This is a genomic window from bacterium (assembly GCA_029210965.1).
Taxonomy (GTDB): domain Bacteria; phylum BMS3Abin14; class BMS3Abin14; order BMS3Abin14; family BMS3Abin14; genus JALHUC01.
In genome coordinates this window covers 44,282-60,511 of sequence record JARGFZ010000002.1, presented here as the reverse complement: position 1 = coordinate 60,511, position 16,230 = coordinate 44,282, and the positions used below count along the sequence as shown (strand labels likewise).

Annotated in this window: 11 protein-coding genes; all 11 read right to left on the bottom strand. The window is 52.2% G+C overall.

Annotated elements, in window-relative coordinates; genetic code table 11:
• Positions 1-50 precede the first annotated feature (50 nt).
• The gene (locus P1S59_01680) at positions 51-1,649 is read right to left on the bottom strand and encodes an FAD-dependent oxidoreductase (protein ID MDF1524966.1); all 1,599 of its coding nucleotides are present in this window, start codon (positions 1,647-1,649) and stop codon (positions 51-53) included.
• 22 nt (positions 1,650-1,671) lie between these two features.
• A complete protein-coding gene (locus tag P1S59_01675; protein MDF1524965.1) occupies positions 1,672-2,637 on the bottom strand; it encodes a patatin-like phospholipase family protein in 966 nt (321 codons plus the stop codon).
• A 204-nt stretch (positions 2,638-2,841) separates the two neighbouring features.
• Positions 2,842-4,335, bottom strand: coding sequence for a hypothetical protein (locus P1S59_01670; GenBank protein MDF1524964.1), 1,494 nt, complete (start codon positions 4,333-4,335; stop codon positions 2,842-2,844).
• Between the two features lie 197 nt (positions 4,336-4,532).
• Positions 4,533-5,339: a tetratricopeptide repeat protein gene (locus P1S59_01665; GenBank protein ID MDF1524963.1), complete on the bottom strand. Its 807-nt coding sequence runs from the start codon at positions 5,337-5,339 to the stop codon at positions 4,533-4,535.
• Positions 5,340-5,495: 156 nt separating this feature from the next.
• Positions 5,496-5,837 (bottom strand): PilZ domain-containing protein, encoded by a 342-nt coding sequence (locus tag P1S59_01660; GenBank protein ID MDF1524962.1) that lies wholly within the window; start codon positions 5,835-5,837, stop codon positions 5,496-5,498.
• Positions 5,838-5,914: 77 nt separating this feature from the next.
• The gene (locus P1S59_01655) at positions 5,915-6,253 is read right to left on the bottom strand and encodes a PilZ domain-containing protein (GenBank protein ID MDF1524961.1); all 339 of its coding nucleotides are present in this window, start codon (positions 6,251-6,253) and stop codon (positions 5,915-5,917) included.
• A gap of 160 nt (positions 6,254-6,413) precedes the next feature.
• Positions 6,414-8,858 (bottom strand): DNA gyrase subunit A, encoded by a 2,445-nt coding sequence (gene gyrA / locus P1S59_01650; GenBank protein ID MDF1524960.1) that lies wholly within the window; start codon positions 8,856-8,858, stop codon positions 6,414-6,416.
• Between the two features lie 87 nt (positions 8,859-8,945).
• Positions 8,946-11,477, bottom strand: a complete 2,532-nt coding sequence (gene gyrB, locus P1S59_01645; protein ID MDF1524959.1) for a DNA topoisomerase (ATP-hydrolyzing) subunit B — start codon at positions 11,475-11,477, stop codon at positions 8,946-8,948.
• Positions 11,478-11,773: 296 nt separating this feature from the next.
• Positions 11,774-12,991 carry a DNA replication and repair protein RecF gene (gene recF, locus P1S59_01640; protein MDF1524958.1) on the bottom strand — a complete coding sequence of 406 codons (1,218 nt, stop codon included), beginning with the start codon at positions 12,989-12,991 and terminating at the stop codon, positions 11,774-11,776.
• 2 nt (positions 12,992-12,993) lie between these two features.
• Positions 12,994-14,115, bottom strand: a complete 1,122-nt coding sequence (gene dnaN / locus P1S59_01635; protein ID MDF1524957.1) for a DNA polymerase III subunit beta — start codon at positions 14,113-14,115, stop codon at positions 12,994-12,996.
• Positions 14,116-14,810: 695 nt separating this feature from the next.
• A complete protein-coding gene (dnaA, locus tag P1S59_01630; GenBank protein ID MDF1524956.1) occupies positions 14,811-16,196 on the bottom strand; it encodes a chromosomal replication initiator protein DnaA in 1,386 nt (461 codons plus the stop codon).
• Positions 16,197-16,230 lie beyond the last annotated feature (34 nt).

The following is a 16,230-nucleotide window of genomic DNA, read 5'->3' as shown; positions in this document are numbered from 1 at the left end:
TTAACACATCTGCCAAATTAAACAAAGAAAAAATGACAGACAACAACTGCTCAGATTGCCGACGTCAGTCGCTCCTGAACCAGCTGCTTCTCCTCCCGGCATCGGTCGGAGTCCCAGTTTAACTCTTTGGCCATGATATCGATGGTACAGCCGGCAGCTGATGCTGCCGCTGCCTTATCGAGAAGGGCCAGGGGTGTGCGTCTTGCCAGTACATCCATGGCCCGGCAGGCCATCTCATGTCTCACGGCCCACAACACTTCCGCTTCAAGATATGGATGCCCTTCTGCAAGGGTGCCCCCTAAACCCTCTTCACCGACCTCGACGACCGATCGTGCCTGGTCCCCGTATGCCCTGTTCAGGTGCTCAGCTATGGCGGGGTCTATCCCGTAGGCCTCAGCCAGCTGCACTCCCCCATCCGCGTGGAAATCAGCCCCGCCATTTAAGGGTATGCTGTCGGTCCTGCAGCCATTTACCTGGCGAAGATTGAACTTTTTCACCGCATGGTCCACCGTGTCGCAGGCCATTTTACGGTAGGTTGTCCACTTTCCTCCGGCGATGGTGAGAAGTCCGGCGGGACTTTCCTCGAGCACGTGATCCCGGGACAACTTCGCCGTGTCCGATTTTCGGGGATCGGAGACCAGGGGCCGGAGCCCTGACCACGCTGACTTAATGTCGCTTCGGGAGAACTGAAGATCAAAATACTTGCAGATATAGTGGATGAGGTAGTCTATCTCCTCCTCCATTGGTCTTGGGTGTTCTGACACCTCGGCTGGCTCGTCTGTAGTGCCCACCAGGGCGTGCCCTTCCCACGGGAGGACGAACAAGACCCTCCCATCCTCTGTTTTGGGGATAAGCAACCCGGTGTCCGGTGGAGCAAAACGCTTGTCGAGGACAATGTGAGTACCGGAGGAGGCTTTGAGCATGGGCCGGGAGCCCGCATCGTCCATGCGCCGCACGCTGTCTGCAAAGGGACCTGTGGCATTGATCACAACACGGGCGCCTATGTCCCACGATTCACCGCTGATGCCATCCTTGACCACCACGCCAGTGATTTTGCCATTTTCCTTGTTAAGCCCTTCCACCCCCAAATGGTTGGCTATCGTGGCACCGTGCTGTGAGGCAGCCAGTGCGATGCTCACAGACATTCTGGCATCGTTGAACTGGCCATCATAATAGAGCACTCCGGCCTTGAGACCCTTGGCGTGAAGCATGGGGAACCGTTCCAGGGCCCTGGAACGACCCAGGAGACGGCTGTTACCGATCCCTGCGGATCCTGCCAGAAGGTCGTAGAGTTTGAGGCCCGCCAGTATGTAGGGGACCTCCATCCATTTATAGAGGGGCGTTATCAGAGGCAGGCAGTGACACAGGTGGGGTGCCAGGCGCAGCAGGACCCCCCTTTCCTTAAGGGCATCCCTCACCAGGTGGTATTGAACCGGGTCCAGATGTTTTACCGCTGACTCAAGATACCGCACACCACCGTGAAGCAGCTTGGTACTTCTCCCGCTGGTCCCCTCGGCGAGATCGTTCTTTTCCACCAGGGCCACGGTCAATCCCCGGCTTGCGGCATCAAGGGCGACACCGCATCCGGTGGCTCCTCCTCCTACAACCAGCAAGTCGAAAATTGTTCCTTTTTTCAGCTTCTCAAGCATGTGAGAGCGATGAGTTTTCACTTTATCCTTGTCCTTTTAGTTGAATCCGCGCCTGCAAGTATCCCTCTGCTATGGTTTCCCGAGACCGGTTGAACTCCATGAAGCCTATGTGGTTCAATTTGGGCTGTATGAGCACGTCCGGCCGATCAAGAGCCAACGAGGCCCTGGCTATTTGTGCCTGCATAACGTTAAGGGAGCTGAGAGTCACCTCGAATATGTTGAGTGTGGGCTCTTTTTTCGTCCAGTTCCGCAACAGGGATTGGGCCTTGAAAAGAGAGGCTCTCTCCTTGAGGTCGTTCACCAGCCCAAGCACGCCCGTGCGGTCGCTCTGGTCGGTGTCGATCTCTTCAGGCCCTGGGGTTTCTTCCTCTGGAGCAAGGTGATGGCCCCCATCATCGATTTTGGGAAAATAATGACTCAGATCCACCGCAACGACAAAATCTGCACCCATCTGACGTACGACGCTTACCGGGACCGGGTTTACCAGGCCTCCGTCCACAAGAAGGTTGCCTTCACTTTTTACGGGAGTAAATATTCCGGGAATGGAAATGCTGGCCCTGATGGCCTCCAGGAGGTCACCGGTATTCAGGCAGACCTCAGTGCCGCTGTTCAGTTCGGTGGCAACTGCGCAAAAGGGTATGGGCATCCTCTCCAAAGTTACTGTTTCCTCATGGTGTTCCCGGACAAACTCCGAGATCTTTTTTCCTTCGATGAGACCGGACACTGGAAAGGTGACGTCAAGGAAAGAGAGGATCTGTCGCCAGTCCAGGTGAAGGGCGAACTGCTCCAGGGCGTCCAATTTTCCGAGGGAGAAGGAAGCTCCCACGAGAGCACCCATGCTGGTGCCTGCGATGTAATCCACCTTGATACCCGTTTCATTGAGATACCGGAGTACCCCAATGTGAGCCCACCCTCTCGCTGCGCCGCTGCCAAGAGCCAGGCCGATCTTTTTCTCCTTTTCCCGACCTTTCAGTAAATCCAGGATCATGGCGCGCGACTTTCCCCGCTAAACTTTGTGGTCAATTTTTACAGCCGCCTTTTCGTTTGAGCTTTGATCGCACTTTACAAGCATACCACTATATTCCGGAAAATCACGCCGTTCTTCGATCGGGGTTTCGGGTTCAGGGTTTCACTTCAAACCTCAAACGCCAAGATCTGAACTCGTCCTTCGCTCTTTCCCCGTTTCACCGCGTCACCGTGTCAAGCGGTTTTTCCCGGCGTCCATGGAGGTGACGGCGTTTAAACACAATGCTGCATATTTGGATTCACTGGCACGGGCAGATACCAGGTTGAAGACCCGATAAGCCTCCTTAAGGTTCCCAATGGAACGGAGGTACTTCCCATGAAAGTAGGCTGCTGCGCTTTTGATGTAAAACAGTTCGCTTCCCAGCAGCATTTGCCAATGCTGATCTGCTTCTTTTTGAAGTCCATTGTCGTAAAGAGCCCATGCGTAGATGAATTCGGCACTTTCAGTTTCCTCTTTGCTGAGTTTACCTTGCAGCGCTCCTTCGAATAAACTCCTGTAAAGTTCGATCGCTCTTGGATAATTACGATGATAGCTCAGGAAGTTGGCATAGGATAGAACCGGTTCATACCTGTCGGGAAATTTTTTCATGGCAATGCGATGCAGTAATAGGGTCGACCAGGTCTGTCCCGGTTTTTCCATCGCCTCCTCGAACTGTTCAAATTTTTCCAACTGTCCGATGGACACCATGTACTGTTCCAGGGAACTCGAACCTGCTTCCTGCCTTGCGTTTTTGAACTGGTCAAGATCATCCTTCCAGCTCTTTTCACCCATATATTGTCTGTACAGGGATCGATATAAGAGCCACTCCCTGTTGTCCCCGGTTACTTTTTCCAACTCCCGGAACGCACCCAGAGCCCCTTCATAGTCCTCAACGATGGTGAGCATGCTTACACCGTTGCCAAGTATCATCTCATCCCCAGCGCCTTGCACGAGGGCCGCTCTTATGAGGCGGGCACCCGTTTCAACATCACCGAACCTGAAATGCATTGCTGCCCGATCGCTGATAACGCCTGCATGACCCGGATAAAGGTCCTGGATCGCCTGATAGACCTTCGTCGCCGGGCCGAAGCCTCCACGCTCATTTACCTGGCGAGCGTAGCTCCCCATGGTGTACATGAGATTTTTTTCCGCAAGGGCGGCCTTCATGACCGAGATGTGCCCGATGAGGTCGTCCAACATCAGTGCTCTCGCATATATGGTGCACAGACCCTTGTGAATATCCTCCCTGGTACCGTCCAGGACCAGGCATCTGAGCCAAAGTTCGGCCACCTTCCTGGTGATGCCTTCTGGAAGAACCATCTTCTCCCGTGGATAGGCCATCATCCCGATACTGTTATCGTAGATCGATTCGCTGCTGTTAGAAACCACACTCACGTCAGCCAGCGATTGCACATATTCGTTGAGGATGACGTTGCCCTTCATCATGAGGGCGTCTATATGATCGGGATCTTTTGCCAGGTATTTTTCTATTCTTTCGCGTGCTCCTTCAAAATCCTTTTGGCCAATGAGTTCAATGAGTTCCTGTGTTACGTCGCTGGAATAGGCGTGAGCACGGGTGGGCAAAACACAGACCATGGCCAGGAGAAAGAGACAAAAAAGGAGGGGTCCGAAATAAAGAAGTGTGCCGAATTTTCGTGAGGTTTCTTCCTTTAACTGCATTGGCCGCCGGCCTCTCGCTACCGGTCCAATGTGTGGCCGGGTTATTTCAGGATTCAGGATTCAGGAGAATATTTTCAGATTCAGAAGGGTTGAGTAAAAGGTTATCAGCAGCCACGGTTTTTCTCCTGGCTCCCGGGTACTGGGTAGTGGGTAGTGTGCCCTGATCCATACACAAGACTCTGTCGCCAAACGCCATTTCACCTGCCCCGCTTCTGGATCCTGTCCGCAACCTTCTCAATTCTCCAGCTCACCGCTTCCTTGTTGGGGTACTCCTCGAACACTTCCTGGTACATTCTGAGGGCCTCCTCAAGCTCCTCCATTTCCTCAAGTGTTGCGGCAAGGTTGAACTTGGCATCCACTGAAAAGTCCCCTTCCGGATATCGTGCAAGGTACAATTGATAAGCATTTCGCGCATCTTCCAGAGCACCCTGGGTCTGAAGGATATTGGCAATCTGATAGTAGGAATCATCTACGTGTTCGCTGGACGGATAGTTGTTAATGAGCTTGTAGAACTCCAGTTTCGACTGCTCAAAGTTCAGGATCTCATAGAAACATGATGCAATATGATACTGGAACAGATCATCATCCACAACGGTATCGTAGTCGTCAATGAGGCGCTGGTATTCCACGATGGCTCGACGGCAATCCCGAACTTTCGACTCCAGAATGTCCGCTATTATCCACCGGGCCTCGAATGCGTGTTCGTTGGAGGGATACTTGTTCAATAGCTCTCTCAGGTCGGAAATGGCCTCCAGATATCTTGATTGGTACAGGTGAAATATGGTGGCTCGCTGATGAAGTGCGTCAGGGTACAGTTCGCTTTCAGGATACCTGACCAGGAACGTGGTGAGATACTCCACGGCGGCACCGGAAAGGTTCTCATCCAATGCCGCCAGGGCCTGCTCGTAGAGAACCTGTTCCCGTGAGCGGCGATTAAAAACGCCGACGGCCAGCAGGCTGATGGCGGTAACAGTCACAAGGGATATAAGGAAAAATTTTCTCACGATAGGGGTCTTTGCAGATCAACATTTTCCTTGCCGACTTTAGATCATCACTTATACCTTATTCTGGATGATCATGAGTTTCGTTCGGAAATTACGCAATCACTCATTTACTCACGTACGCAAACACTGGGGATTGATCCATGGAGACAGGTGGGATCAATCCTCAGTCCACCTGAAATACCTCAGTATTTTTAACTTTTCCGGTCCGATGTCCTCAAACTGGAGTCCCACGTGCCACTCCGGCACCTGGCCGGCCCTGCCTGAGTCAACTCTCGATTCGAAAATTTTTTTACACCGAAGACCGGTGAGTGCCAGCTCCCTGTCGAGGAAAAAAAGGTCCAGAGGGATCTCGTCTGGCACTGGCTGATCTCCGCAGAACCTGATCCCCACTCCCCCCGTACTCAGGTCTATGAGAGTGTACGGGTCATCTCCGCTTGCAGCCAGGGCGCTGTCGGATGCTTTGAAACGCGGGTATTTTCTTTTTTCGTCCCAATTCATTTTTCAGCATTGAGCATTCTGGATTCTGGATTCTGGATTCTGGTAGATCATAATGCTCAATCCTGAACCCTCCATTCTCAATTCTCAATACCTTTAAACAGCTTCAGGGCGCTCAGCTGCTCCGAGGTGGGATCCAGGAACTCCAGGCCGAGCCTGCGTTCCGAAATATAACTGAAAACGGCAACTCTGCCCACCGTCTCATCCCTTACTTTCTTGCATCGGATTTGGTCTATAATGATGCTTTTAGTGGCGTTCAGAAGGTCTACGACCATCTCCTCCGGCAGCTCTTCTGATCCCTTATACCTGACTCCAATGCCGCTATCGCTTACATCGATAACCTGCGCCGGACCATGGAAGCCAACCACAAAGGTCATTTCTGAAGCAGGATATCTGTTGTGTCTCCGTTTCTCCTCCATTCTGCATCTCCCCTGGTAAAGATTTGTCTACGTGTCAATGTGCTTGGGTGCTTAGATACGCTCTACGCACCTACTGATCGTCATCAAGGGGCAGTCGATACTGTTCCGTCTTTTCACCTGGTCGCCTCGTCGCCCCGTTACTGCGCCGAGTATTACTCTTTCAATCCTCACCTTCCTGGATAAGCGCGACGGAAACAACCTTTTCTTGGGCATCGGACATATCGATCAGCTTGACTCCCTGGCTGGATCGGGAATAGACCGAAATCCCCGCCACCGGGATACGTATAAGCCGCCCCTTGTTGGTGATAACCATGATCTCTTCCTCGCTGCCTACCTGCAGGGTCCCAACCAGGTTGCCGATCTTGTCCGACACCTTGACCGCCCTGACACCCTTCCCTCCACGGCCGATAGGGTTGTACTCCTTCATTGGGGTTCTTTTGCCATAACCGCGTTCCGTAACAGTGAGCAAATAGGCAGCATCATTGACTACCTCCATGCCCACCACTTTGTCCCCCTTACCAAGGTTAATGCCCCTGACACCCCTGGCGCTCCTGCCCATAGGTCTAGCGTCCGTTTCCTTGAAGCGAATTCCTTGTCCATGGTTTGAGGTAAGCAAGAGATGACGACTGCCATCAGTCAGAGCCGAAGCGATGAGTCGATCCCCTTCGTCCAATCCCAACGCAATGATGCCTCCTGCCCTCGGGTGGGAATAGGATTTAAGCGCCGTCTTCTTGATCACACCCTTCTCGGTACCCATGACGATGAAGTGGTCCTCAGTGAACTCGCGCACCGGCAGGAAAGCGGTCACCTCCTCGCCGCCGCCCAGGTTGAGAAGGTTAATAATGGCTTTGCCCCTGGCAGCCCTGCCCATCTGGGGAAGTTCGTGCACCTTCATCCAGTGGACACGACCTCGGTCGGTGAAATACAGAATATAGCTGTGTGTCGAAGCCACGAATATATGCTCCGCGAAATCCTCTGCCCTCATGGACATGCCGGCCAGCCCCTTACCCCCCCGATGCTGAGACCGGTAAAGGGAAAGGGAGGTGCGCTTGACATAGCCTGCATGGGAAACGGTAACCAGCACCTCCTCGTCCACGATGAGATCCTCCAAAGACATTTCATGGGTGTCCAGAATGATCTCGGTGCGCCTGTCGTCCCCGTACCTTTCCCTGATTTCCCTGAGTTCCTCGACAATAACCGCGTACAGTTTTTTCTCGTCTGAGAGAATTCCCTTTAGCCGGCTGATCTCGGCCAGGACGTCTTTGAGCTCCAGCTCTATTTTCTCCCGCTCCAGGCCGGTGAGGCGGGACAGCCGCATTTCCAGAATAGCGTTAGCCTGGAGTTCGGTGAGCCCGAAACGGCCCATGAGGCCTTCCCGGGCGGTGGGCACATCCCTGGATTTCCTGATCAATTCGACCACCGCATCGATGTTGTCCAGGGCTATCTTCAAGCCTTCAAGAATATGGGCACGCTGTTCAGCCCTGGTGAGCAGGAAGCGGGTTCTTCGGGTGACGACCTCCACCCTGAAATCGATAAAGTGGCCCAGGACCTGCTTTAAAGTGAAGGTCACCGGCTGGTTGCGGTGGATGGCCAGCAGCTGAACACCGAAAGTGGTCTTCATCTGAGTCTGGCTGTAAAGCTGGTTCAGGAGGATCTCAGCGCCCTCTTCCTGCTTGAGTTCGATGACGATGCGCATCCCATCCCGATCCGATTCGTCCCTGAGGTCCGAGATCCCCTCGATCTTTTTCTCTTTGACTAACTCAGCGATCTTCTCGATGAGTCTGGCCTTGTTCACCTGGTAGGGCAGCTCTGTGACCACGATGGCTGATTTGCCCTTTTTGTGGCGCTCGATAACAGTACGGGCACGTATCTGTATCGAGCCCCGCCCCTTACTGTAGGCATCCCGAACGCCCTGAATCCCGTAAATGAACCCCCCCGTGGGGAAGTCCGGCGCCGGTAGAACCGTCATGAGCTCCTCCACCGACACGTCCGGCTTTTCGATGAGCAGGAAGCAGGCGTTGATGACTTCAACAAGGTTGTGGGGCGGGATATTGGTGGCCATTCCCACTGCGATCCCGGAAGAGCCGTTTACGAGAAGGTTGGGAAACCCTGCGGGCAGCACAAGGGGCTCTGTGAGGGTGTCGTCATAGTTGGCCCCGTACTCCACTGTATCTTTTTCCAGGTCCTCCATGAGTTCACTGGCCAGCCTCTTCATGCGGATCTCTGTATACCGCATAGCCGCAGCCGAATCCCCATCAACCGATCCGAAGTTGCCCTGGCCGTCTATCAGGGGATAGCGAAGGGAAAAGTCCTGGGCCATGCGGACAATGGTGTCGTAGGCAGCCTGGTCCCCGTGGGGATGGTATTTTCCGATAACATCACCGACGATACGAGCCGATTTTTTATGGGCCTTGTTGTAAACGTTTCCAAGGTCCTGCATGGCGTACAATATGCGGCGGTGAACCGGCTTTAGTCCATCACGCACATCGGGAAGAGCCCGCCCTACGATAACGCTCATGGCGTAATCGAGATAGGAAGTCCTCATCTCGTCTTCGATGTTAATGTTCTCTATGGGTGCTTTGGTGGTGTTGATCAGGTCGCTCATTAGTTCTCCAGGAATCCAGGAGCCAGAATCCAGGAGCCAGAATGAAGCTTTTCTGAATTCTGAATTCTGAATTCTGAATTCTGAATTTTACACATCAAGATTTCTCACATTAAGCGCGTTGCGCTCTATAAACTCCCGCCGGGGCTCTACAACATCCCCCATGAGGGTGTTGAAGATGTCGTCTGCCTCTACGGCATCCTCCACAGTGACCTTCATAAGGGCTCTATTCTGCGGATTCATGGTGGTCTCCCACAACTGCTCCGGGTTCATCTCACCGAGGCCTTTGTACCGCTGGAAACTTGCCCCTTTTCCCCCCCGCTCCAGGACGAACTCTACCAGCTCACTTATCCGCCTGGTTCTGAGGAGTTCGGTTTCTTCAGGTTTGGCCCCTGCTTTGGTTTTTGCTTTGGACCTGGTTTTAGTTGGGATCTTCTCTGTTTCAGCTGTTGATTCCTCGCTCTCAGCATCCGGTTCCGGTTCTTTCGGGGAGCCGTTGCTTAAAAGGACCATCTCACTACCCAGGATCTTGAGACCCCTGGCCAATCGCAGCATGTCCTGGTAGCTGGGCCGCGTCATGAGGTCCTGCCCCACCATCGTACTCCATCTTGATCCGTTCTTCCTTGTATTTACTACAGCCACCCACCCGGAGTGCTCTTCATCCTCAACAAGCTTAACCTCCATGGGTTCCACTTCCGGGTACACCTCCTTAAGGTAGGTGGCGACATTCTCCATTTTCCGGCCCAGAATGATGCGGTCCTTGAGAACCTTCCGATCCACACCTTCCAGTGCGAGAGCCAGAACAAGACGAGGATCGAAACGCCTTCTTTCAAGCCGGCCCATCATCTCAACGAACCTGGTGGCGTTTCCGAACATCATGGCGAATTTCGATGATTCGAACTTTTCCTTGAGTCCAGGCGCATTCAGTGAAAGGTCACGAACCCCCTGCTGTGCCAGGAAGCCGTTGAGTTCATCTTCATTCTGAAGGTACTGTTCCACCTTCCCCTTCTTGATCCTGTAAAGAGGCGGTTGGGCGATATAGAGGAACCCTCGTTCCACAAGTTTAGGCATTTTTCTATAGAAAAAAGTGAGAAGCAGTGTGCGAATATGAGAACCGTCTACGTCGGCATCAGTCATAATAATGATCTTGTGGTACCTGAGCTTCTCCAGATCAAGATCCTCTCCAAACCCGGTCCCCAGGGCGGTGATGATTGTTCGGATCTCCTGGTTGGAAAGCATCTTGTCGTCCCTGGCCTTTTCCACATTGAGGATCTTGCCGCGAAGAGGCAGTATCGCCTGGGTACGCCTGTCACGACCCTGTTTGGCGGAACCACCTGCCGAATCGCCCTCCACCAGGAAGATTTCGGCCTGGGCCGGGTCTTTGGCCTGGCAGTCGGCAAGCTTTCCCGGAAGGTTCGCCACATCCAGGGCACCCTTGCGGCGGGTCAACTCCTTTGCCTTCCTGGCTGCCTCACGGGCCCTGGCGGCTTCAGTGGCCTTGGTCACGATCTTTCGGCCAACTGCCGGATTTTCCTCAAGGAAAGCACCCAGTATCTCGTTGACCATAACCTCCACGATGCCCTTGATCTCACTGTTGCCCAGCTTGGTCTTGGTCTGTCCTTCAAACTGGGGTTCAGGGAGTTTGACCGAGATCACAGCGGCAAGCCCCTCACGAATATCGTCTCCGGAAAGTCCTACCGAGATGCTCTTGAGAAGGTTATTTGACACGGCGTACTGATTTACAGTGCGGGTCATGGCGGCCTTGAACCCTACCATGTGGCTCCCGCCCTCGTGGGTGTTGATATTATTGGCGTAGGAAAAGATGCTCTCGCTGTAGCTGTCGTTATATTGAAAGGCTATATCAACAACAATGTCGCCCTTTTCCCCCTGAATATGGACCGGTTTGCGGTGGATGGGTGTGCGGTTTCGGTTCAGGTGCTCCACAAACTGTTCGATTCCGCCCTTGTACTGGAATTCGTTCTTTTTGTCGGCCCTCTCATCCTCGATAGTGATCTTGATCCCGGCGTTGAGAAAAGAGAGCTCTCTCAGGCGCTGTGAGAGGATGTCAAAAGAAAATTCATCCGTTTCGAAGATCTCCGAATCGGGCAAAAACGTTATCTTCGTACCCCGCTTCCGGGTCTTTCCCGCAACCTCCAGCTTTGATTCCGCTTTCCCGCGTATATAGTTCTGGGTATAAACCTTCCCGTCTCTCCAGATCTCCAGCTCAAGTTTTGAAGAGAGGGCGTTGACCACCGAGACACCCACGCCATGGAGCCCACCGGATACCTTGTATGCGCTGTTTTCGAATTTGCCGCCTGCGTGCAGGGTAGTCATGACCACTTCCGCTGCCGATTTTTTCATCTTCTTGTGTAGATCCACGGGAATACCTCGGCCGTTGTCTTCCACAATGATGCTGTTATCGGCTCGAATTGTAACAGCTATGTTGTCACAGTAGCCCCCCATCGCTTCGTCGATGCTGTTGTCCACAACTTCATAGACAAGATGATGAAGACCTTCAGTGGAGGTGTTGCCGATATACATGGACGGTCTTTTACGAACGGCCTCAAGGCCTTCCATGACCTTGATCTTTTCAGCAGTATACTGCTCTTTTGGAGCCGCGATCTTTTTGCCGGTTGTTTTACCTGAAGGGCCGGCAGTGGACTTCTTGTCGGTCCCCTTTATATCGGTCTTTGTGTTTTTCTCGCTCAAGGGCGAATTCCTCCAAAATTAAGCTATTGATGACTTCGCAAAAAGTCATCAATGCGCCCCGCGCGGGGCGCCCAAATCAATGACTTACTCCGTAAGTCATTGATTTGTAAGGAAAAGGAAAACCACGCTTTTCCCTTTCCGTGGAGCGAAAAGTCCCGGATTGGACTTTTTGCGATTCTATCAAGCTATTTGTCCTGCCGGAAGCAGGATCAGCGGTCTACTTTACTATTCGGCAGGTGGGGAACCTCGAAGAGTTCCAGTCGTCCATTGGTTACCTGAAATACTTTTCCCTCTGCAGCCGGCAGAAACATATACTCCTCGCCGGTGGTGGAGATGAAGCACTGGGCCTGGGTTTCTCGTATAATGCTCCCAAGGGCCTTCCTCTTCGTTTCATCCAGCTCCGATGCCACGTCGTCGAGCAGGATCAGCGGCCATGTACCCATCGTCCTGTGAAAAATGACGGCCAGGGCCAACTTGAACGCCAGGACTGCACTTCTTTTTTGTCCCTGAGAGCCGTAACGGGCAAGGTCTGTGTCAGGGTTCTTTTTTCCCAGGGTAAAAATGATGTTATCCCGATGAGGTCCCGCCAGTGTATGCCCGCTTCTGGCCTCCCTCTCAGCCAGGTCAGACAGGCTTTTGAGGATGCTGCCCTCTATGGACTTGCCGGACTTGTGGCCCAGTTCCGGTCCTGTGATCGGATCCTCTTTCCCCGCGGCATAATCCCCCTGGTTCTCACCTCCTGTATCGGCTCCCCTGTGGGAGGCGATGTAGGTCAGGCCAAGCCCCTTGCCCAGCCCGAGCCGCTCGCCAAGCTCTTCCATTACCGGGCGTAGATCCTCTATAAGCCGTTGTCGCCGCTCCACCAGTACCGCACCGGTAGAAGCAAGTGCGTGGTTCCAGCTTGTCAACTCCGCTGGCGATGCCCCGCCCTTTCTGAGCAGGGCGTTTCTCTGGCGCAATACCAGGAGATATCTCCTGTATTCGGTTACATAGTGGGGTGTGACCTCGAAAACCGCACGATCAACCACTCTGCGTCGCCACGCGGGAGAACCACCCACAAGACCTACATCTTCAGGAATGAAGTGAACGATCTTCAGGGCCTGCAGGTATTCTTCCGGAGAGTTTATTTTTTTTTCATCCAGGAGCTGGGTGCGCCCCTTGCGTGTCAGGGCAAAGGCAAGCGTTCTCTCCATCCCTTCTGAAGCAACGCTTCCCGAAACACGGCACATGCTTTCGCCGTGCCTTATCATTTCGTTTCTGCCCGCCGCCCGGAAGGAGCGCAAACTCCCAAGGTGCCCCACCGCTTCAAGGAAATTTGTCTTCCCTTGTCCATTCCGACCGAGGAGCAGGTTGTAGCGGGGATGCAGCTGTACTTTCTGCCGCTCCATGTTTCGAAAGCGGTCCAGGTCCACCCACTGCAACCTCATGATCAGATGCGCATAGGCATGATGACCGCTAAATAATCCTCATCCCCCTTCTGGGAAACAACACAGGGGCTGAGTTCGTCCTTCAATCCGAACTCAATAAGCTCTGAATCCATTGACGTAAGGGTGTCGAGCATATATCGCGCGTTAAAGGTGACTTCGATATCATCGCCGGAGTAGTCAATAGGAACTGCCTCGGTGGCTGTCCCCAGATCCGGGTTATTAATGTGAATAGTTACATTGCCTCCCCCGAAGTTGAACTTTATCGCCCGGGAGCGTTCCGAGGACAGCAGAGAAACGCGTCGTATGGCATGTATCATGGCTTCCCTGTCGATCTCCGCTACGTGGGTTCTGTCTTCGGGAACCACCTGGTGATAATTTGGAAAAGACATATCAATAAGGCGGGTGGTCAGAACAATGGAGTCTTTTCTGAAAACTCCATGCTGCTTCTGGAAATCCACCTCCACCGTTTCGTTCTCTCCCTCCTCAAGAAGCTTCCGTACTTCGTTGAGAGATTTTCTCGGAATAACAACGCTTTCACCAGGTCGGATGTTTCCTTCAGCTGCTTTTTCCACAAGAGCCAGCCGATGACCGTCTGTGGCCACAAGTCGTAAAACTCCGCTGCCGTTTTTCTCCTCCATTTCGAAGAGGATCCCTGTCAGGTTATAGCGTGTCTCATCAGTGGAGGCAGCATAGATGGTTTTCTTGATCATTTCCTTGAAATTACCGGCATTAAGTGTAAGAAAATTACCCTCTTCGTAGGTGGGAAGGTTTGGATAGTCCTGTGCAGAAAGGCCTTTCAGCTCAAAAGAGGAACTCCCGCAGGTGATCTCTGTACGGTTGTCCTCTTTTACCTGGACAGTCAGGACCGCTTCAGCAGGAAGTTCCTTGATAATCTCGAAAAGTTTTCTGGCTGAAAGGGTTATAGATCCCTGACTCTTGATAGATGCATCCACATAACCACTGATACCTACTTCCATATCGGTAGCAAGTATTTTGAGTTTGTCATCTGTTCCATCGATGAGGACGTTACTCAAAATGGGAACTGTGTTTTTCCGTTCAACGATATTCTGAACGCGGGACAACCCTTGAAGGAAATCCTCCCTGTTGACTGAAAAGGTCAGCACCTTCAACCCTCCTGTTCTCGGGCAGCAGCCCGTTTGGGACAAATATTATAGTGATTCTGAAAGTATTCTCTCTTGAAAACCTCGCCAAAAATCTCTTTTTTCATCTTGCATTGGGCGGTCACGCCAAATGCAAGACTCCCGCGCAGGGGGAAGTGAATTCGCCCCACATATTTGGCTTGGTCCCCAACCCCGTCCCGCCGACGGCAAAATTGACTGATGAGCTTTTTAGAGTCCATCAATTTTCATTGTTGGTCACTATGGTTGTCTGAAAAGACACACCTGTACTGGTTTTCTGGCTTTTTTCTGGCCTGAAAATGTGAAAATAGGATAGATTCCTTCTCATTTTACACGAACGGTGTACCGTAAAGCAACACTTAACACTTTAATTATATTTATAATTTTATTTATAAAGAAAAACAGTAGCAGGAGTAGTAGGCCCTGGGGATTGTGTGGAAAGCTTCGAAAGGCTTTGATTAATTTATAAAAAGTAAAGGGCTTGTGTTGTGGGGTTATTCGGGGAAAGGTGGGGTTGTTCCACAACTTAAAATGGAGGAAGAGAAATGCACAGGTTTGTAAACAGGGTTGAGAACAGGGTGCGGGGATAACATGTGAGTTCGTGCGTGAGTAAAACGTGCGTGCGAGATATTGTTGTTATTGTCTCACTTACGCAATTGCGCACCCACCCAGGCACGTGATTAACCGTGGTTATTCCCCTCCAGTTCCTTGATAAGACGGTCAAGGGTATCTTGAAAGTCCTGGTTGTTCTTGGCTATGTTATCAACTTTCTGGATGGCGTGAAGAACCGTGGAATGATCCCTGCCTCCGAAATGACGACCGATCTCCGGAAGAGAAAGGTTTGTCAGTTGACGTGTAAGAAACATCGCTGTGTGGCGGGGTTTGATGAACGCCTTGTTCTTCTTTTTTGATTTCATGTCTGAAACTTTAGTACTGAAAAAGGCAGCGATGTTCTTCTGTATCTCCTCAACAGTGATAACCTTTTTCTTCTGCTCAAGAAGGTTTTTGAGGGCCTCCTGAACCAGATCCATACTTATGGTCTTGGTCTTTGCGAATGCCGCAAACGCTGTCACTCGCTGGAGATAGCCCTCCAGTTCCCGGATGTTCGATCCTGTATTTTCGGCAAGAAAGAGAGCAACACCCTGGGGCAGGGTGATGCCGGAGATATCTGCTTTTTTCTCAAGTATGGCGATCTTGGTTTCAAGGTCCGGAGCCTGGATGTCCGCGATAAGCCCCCATTCAAAGCGGGAGCGCAGGCGTTCTTCGAGGTCCGGCATCTCCCGTGGAAACTTGTCGGAAGAGACTACGATCTGTTTGTGGGAATCAAAAAGAGAGTTGAATGTGTGAAAAAACTCTTCCTGGGTTCTTTCCTTTCCCGCAATAAACTGGATATCATCTACGAGAAGGATATCCATGTTTCTGAATTTCTCCCGGAATTGCGGCATACGGTCGAACCGCAGGCTGTTGATCAGCTCGTTCATAAACTGTTCCGAAGAGAGATAGCATAGATGTACTTTCGGGTCCCGCTCTTTAGCAAGGTGGCCTATGGCGTGCATGAGGTGTGTTTTGCCCAGACCAACCCCGCCATAGATGAACAGGGGGTTGTAGGAACGAGCGGGATGCTCTGCCACGGCCAGAGTCGCTGCGTGGGCAAACTGGTTGCTGCTTCCGACAACAAATGTATCGAAGGTGTATTTTGGGTTAAGAGCAGAGTGGTTGTTTACCTGGGGCGCCGTTGGAGCGGGGGCCGCTGGTTGTGGTGGAGGTTCGACGACGGTGGGGTCAGGTGTTTGCTGGGTGCCCTCAGAAAGCGGGGCCAGTGCTTCATTAACCTGAATACGAACCGAAATGTTTTCCCCGGTGATCGTTTGAGCTATTTTGGTCAGGGTGGAGATGTAGTTTTCCTCGACCCAGTCTTTTATAAAGCTGTGGGGGGCTTCGAGAAGGAGGCCAGTTTCATCCAGGTCAGCAGGGATCAGGTTCCCGAACCAGGAGTTGAATATCTGTGGGTTAACCTCTTCCTTGAGGACGGCAAGAATTCTGTTCCAGAGTTGCTGAGCTTTCATTTTACCTTAATTTCCGAGACCTTGGGGCACCATT

Excerpts from the sequence above, each read along its gene's own strand:
- recF (MDF1524958.1), bottom strand. The coding sequence starts at position 12,991 with ATGAGGTTGCAGTGGGTGGACCTGGACCGCTTTCGAAACATGGAGCGG.
- P1S59_01655 (MDF1524961.1), bottom strand. The coding sequence starts at position 6,253 with ATGGAGGAGAAACGGAGACACAACAGATATCCTGCTTCAGAAATGACC.
- P1S59_01675 (MDF1524965.1), bottom strand. The coding sequence starts at position 2,637 with ATGATCCTGGATTTACTGAAAGGTCGGGAAAAGGAGAAAAAGATCGGC.
- P1S59_01660 (MDF1524962.1), bottom strand. The coding sequence starts at position 5,837 with ATGAATTGGGACGAAAAAAGAAAATACCCGCGTTTCAAAGCATCCGAC.
- P1S59_01680 (MDF1524966.1), bottom strand. The coding sequence starts at position 1,649 with ATGCTTGAGAAGCTGAAAAAAGGAACAATTTTCGACTTGCTGGTTGTA.
- P1S59_01670 (MDF1524964.1), bottom strand. The coding sequence starts at position 4,335 with ATGCAGTTAAAGGAAGAAACCTCACGAAAATTCGGCACACTTCTTTAT.
- gyrA (MDF1524960.1), bottom strand. The coding sequence starts at position 8,858 with ATGAGCGACCTGATCAACACCACCAAAGCACCCATAGAGAACATTAAC.
- dnaA (MDF1524956.1), bottom strand. The coding sequence starts at position 16,196 with ATGAAAGCTCAGCAACTCTGGAACAGAATTCTTGCCGTCCTCAAGGAA.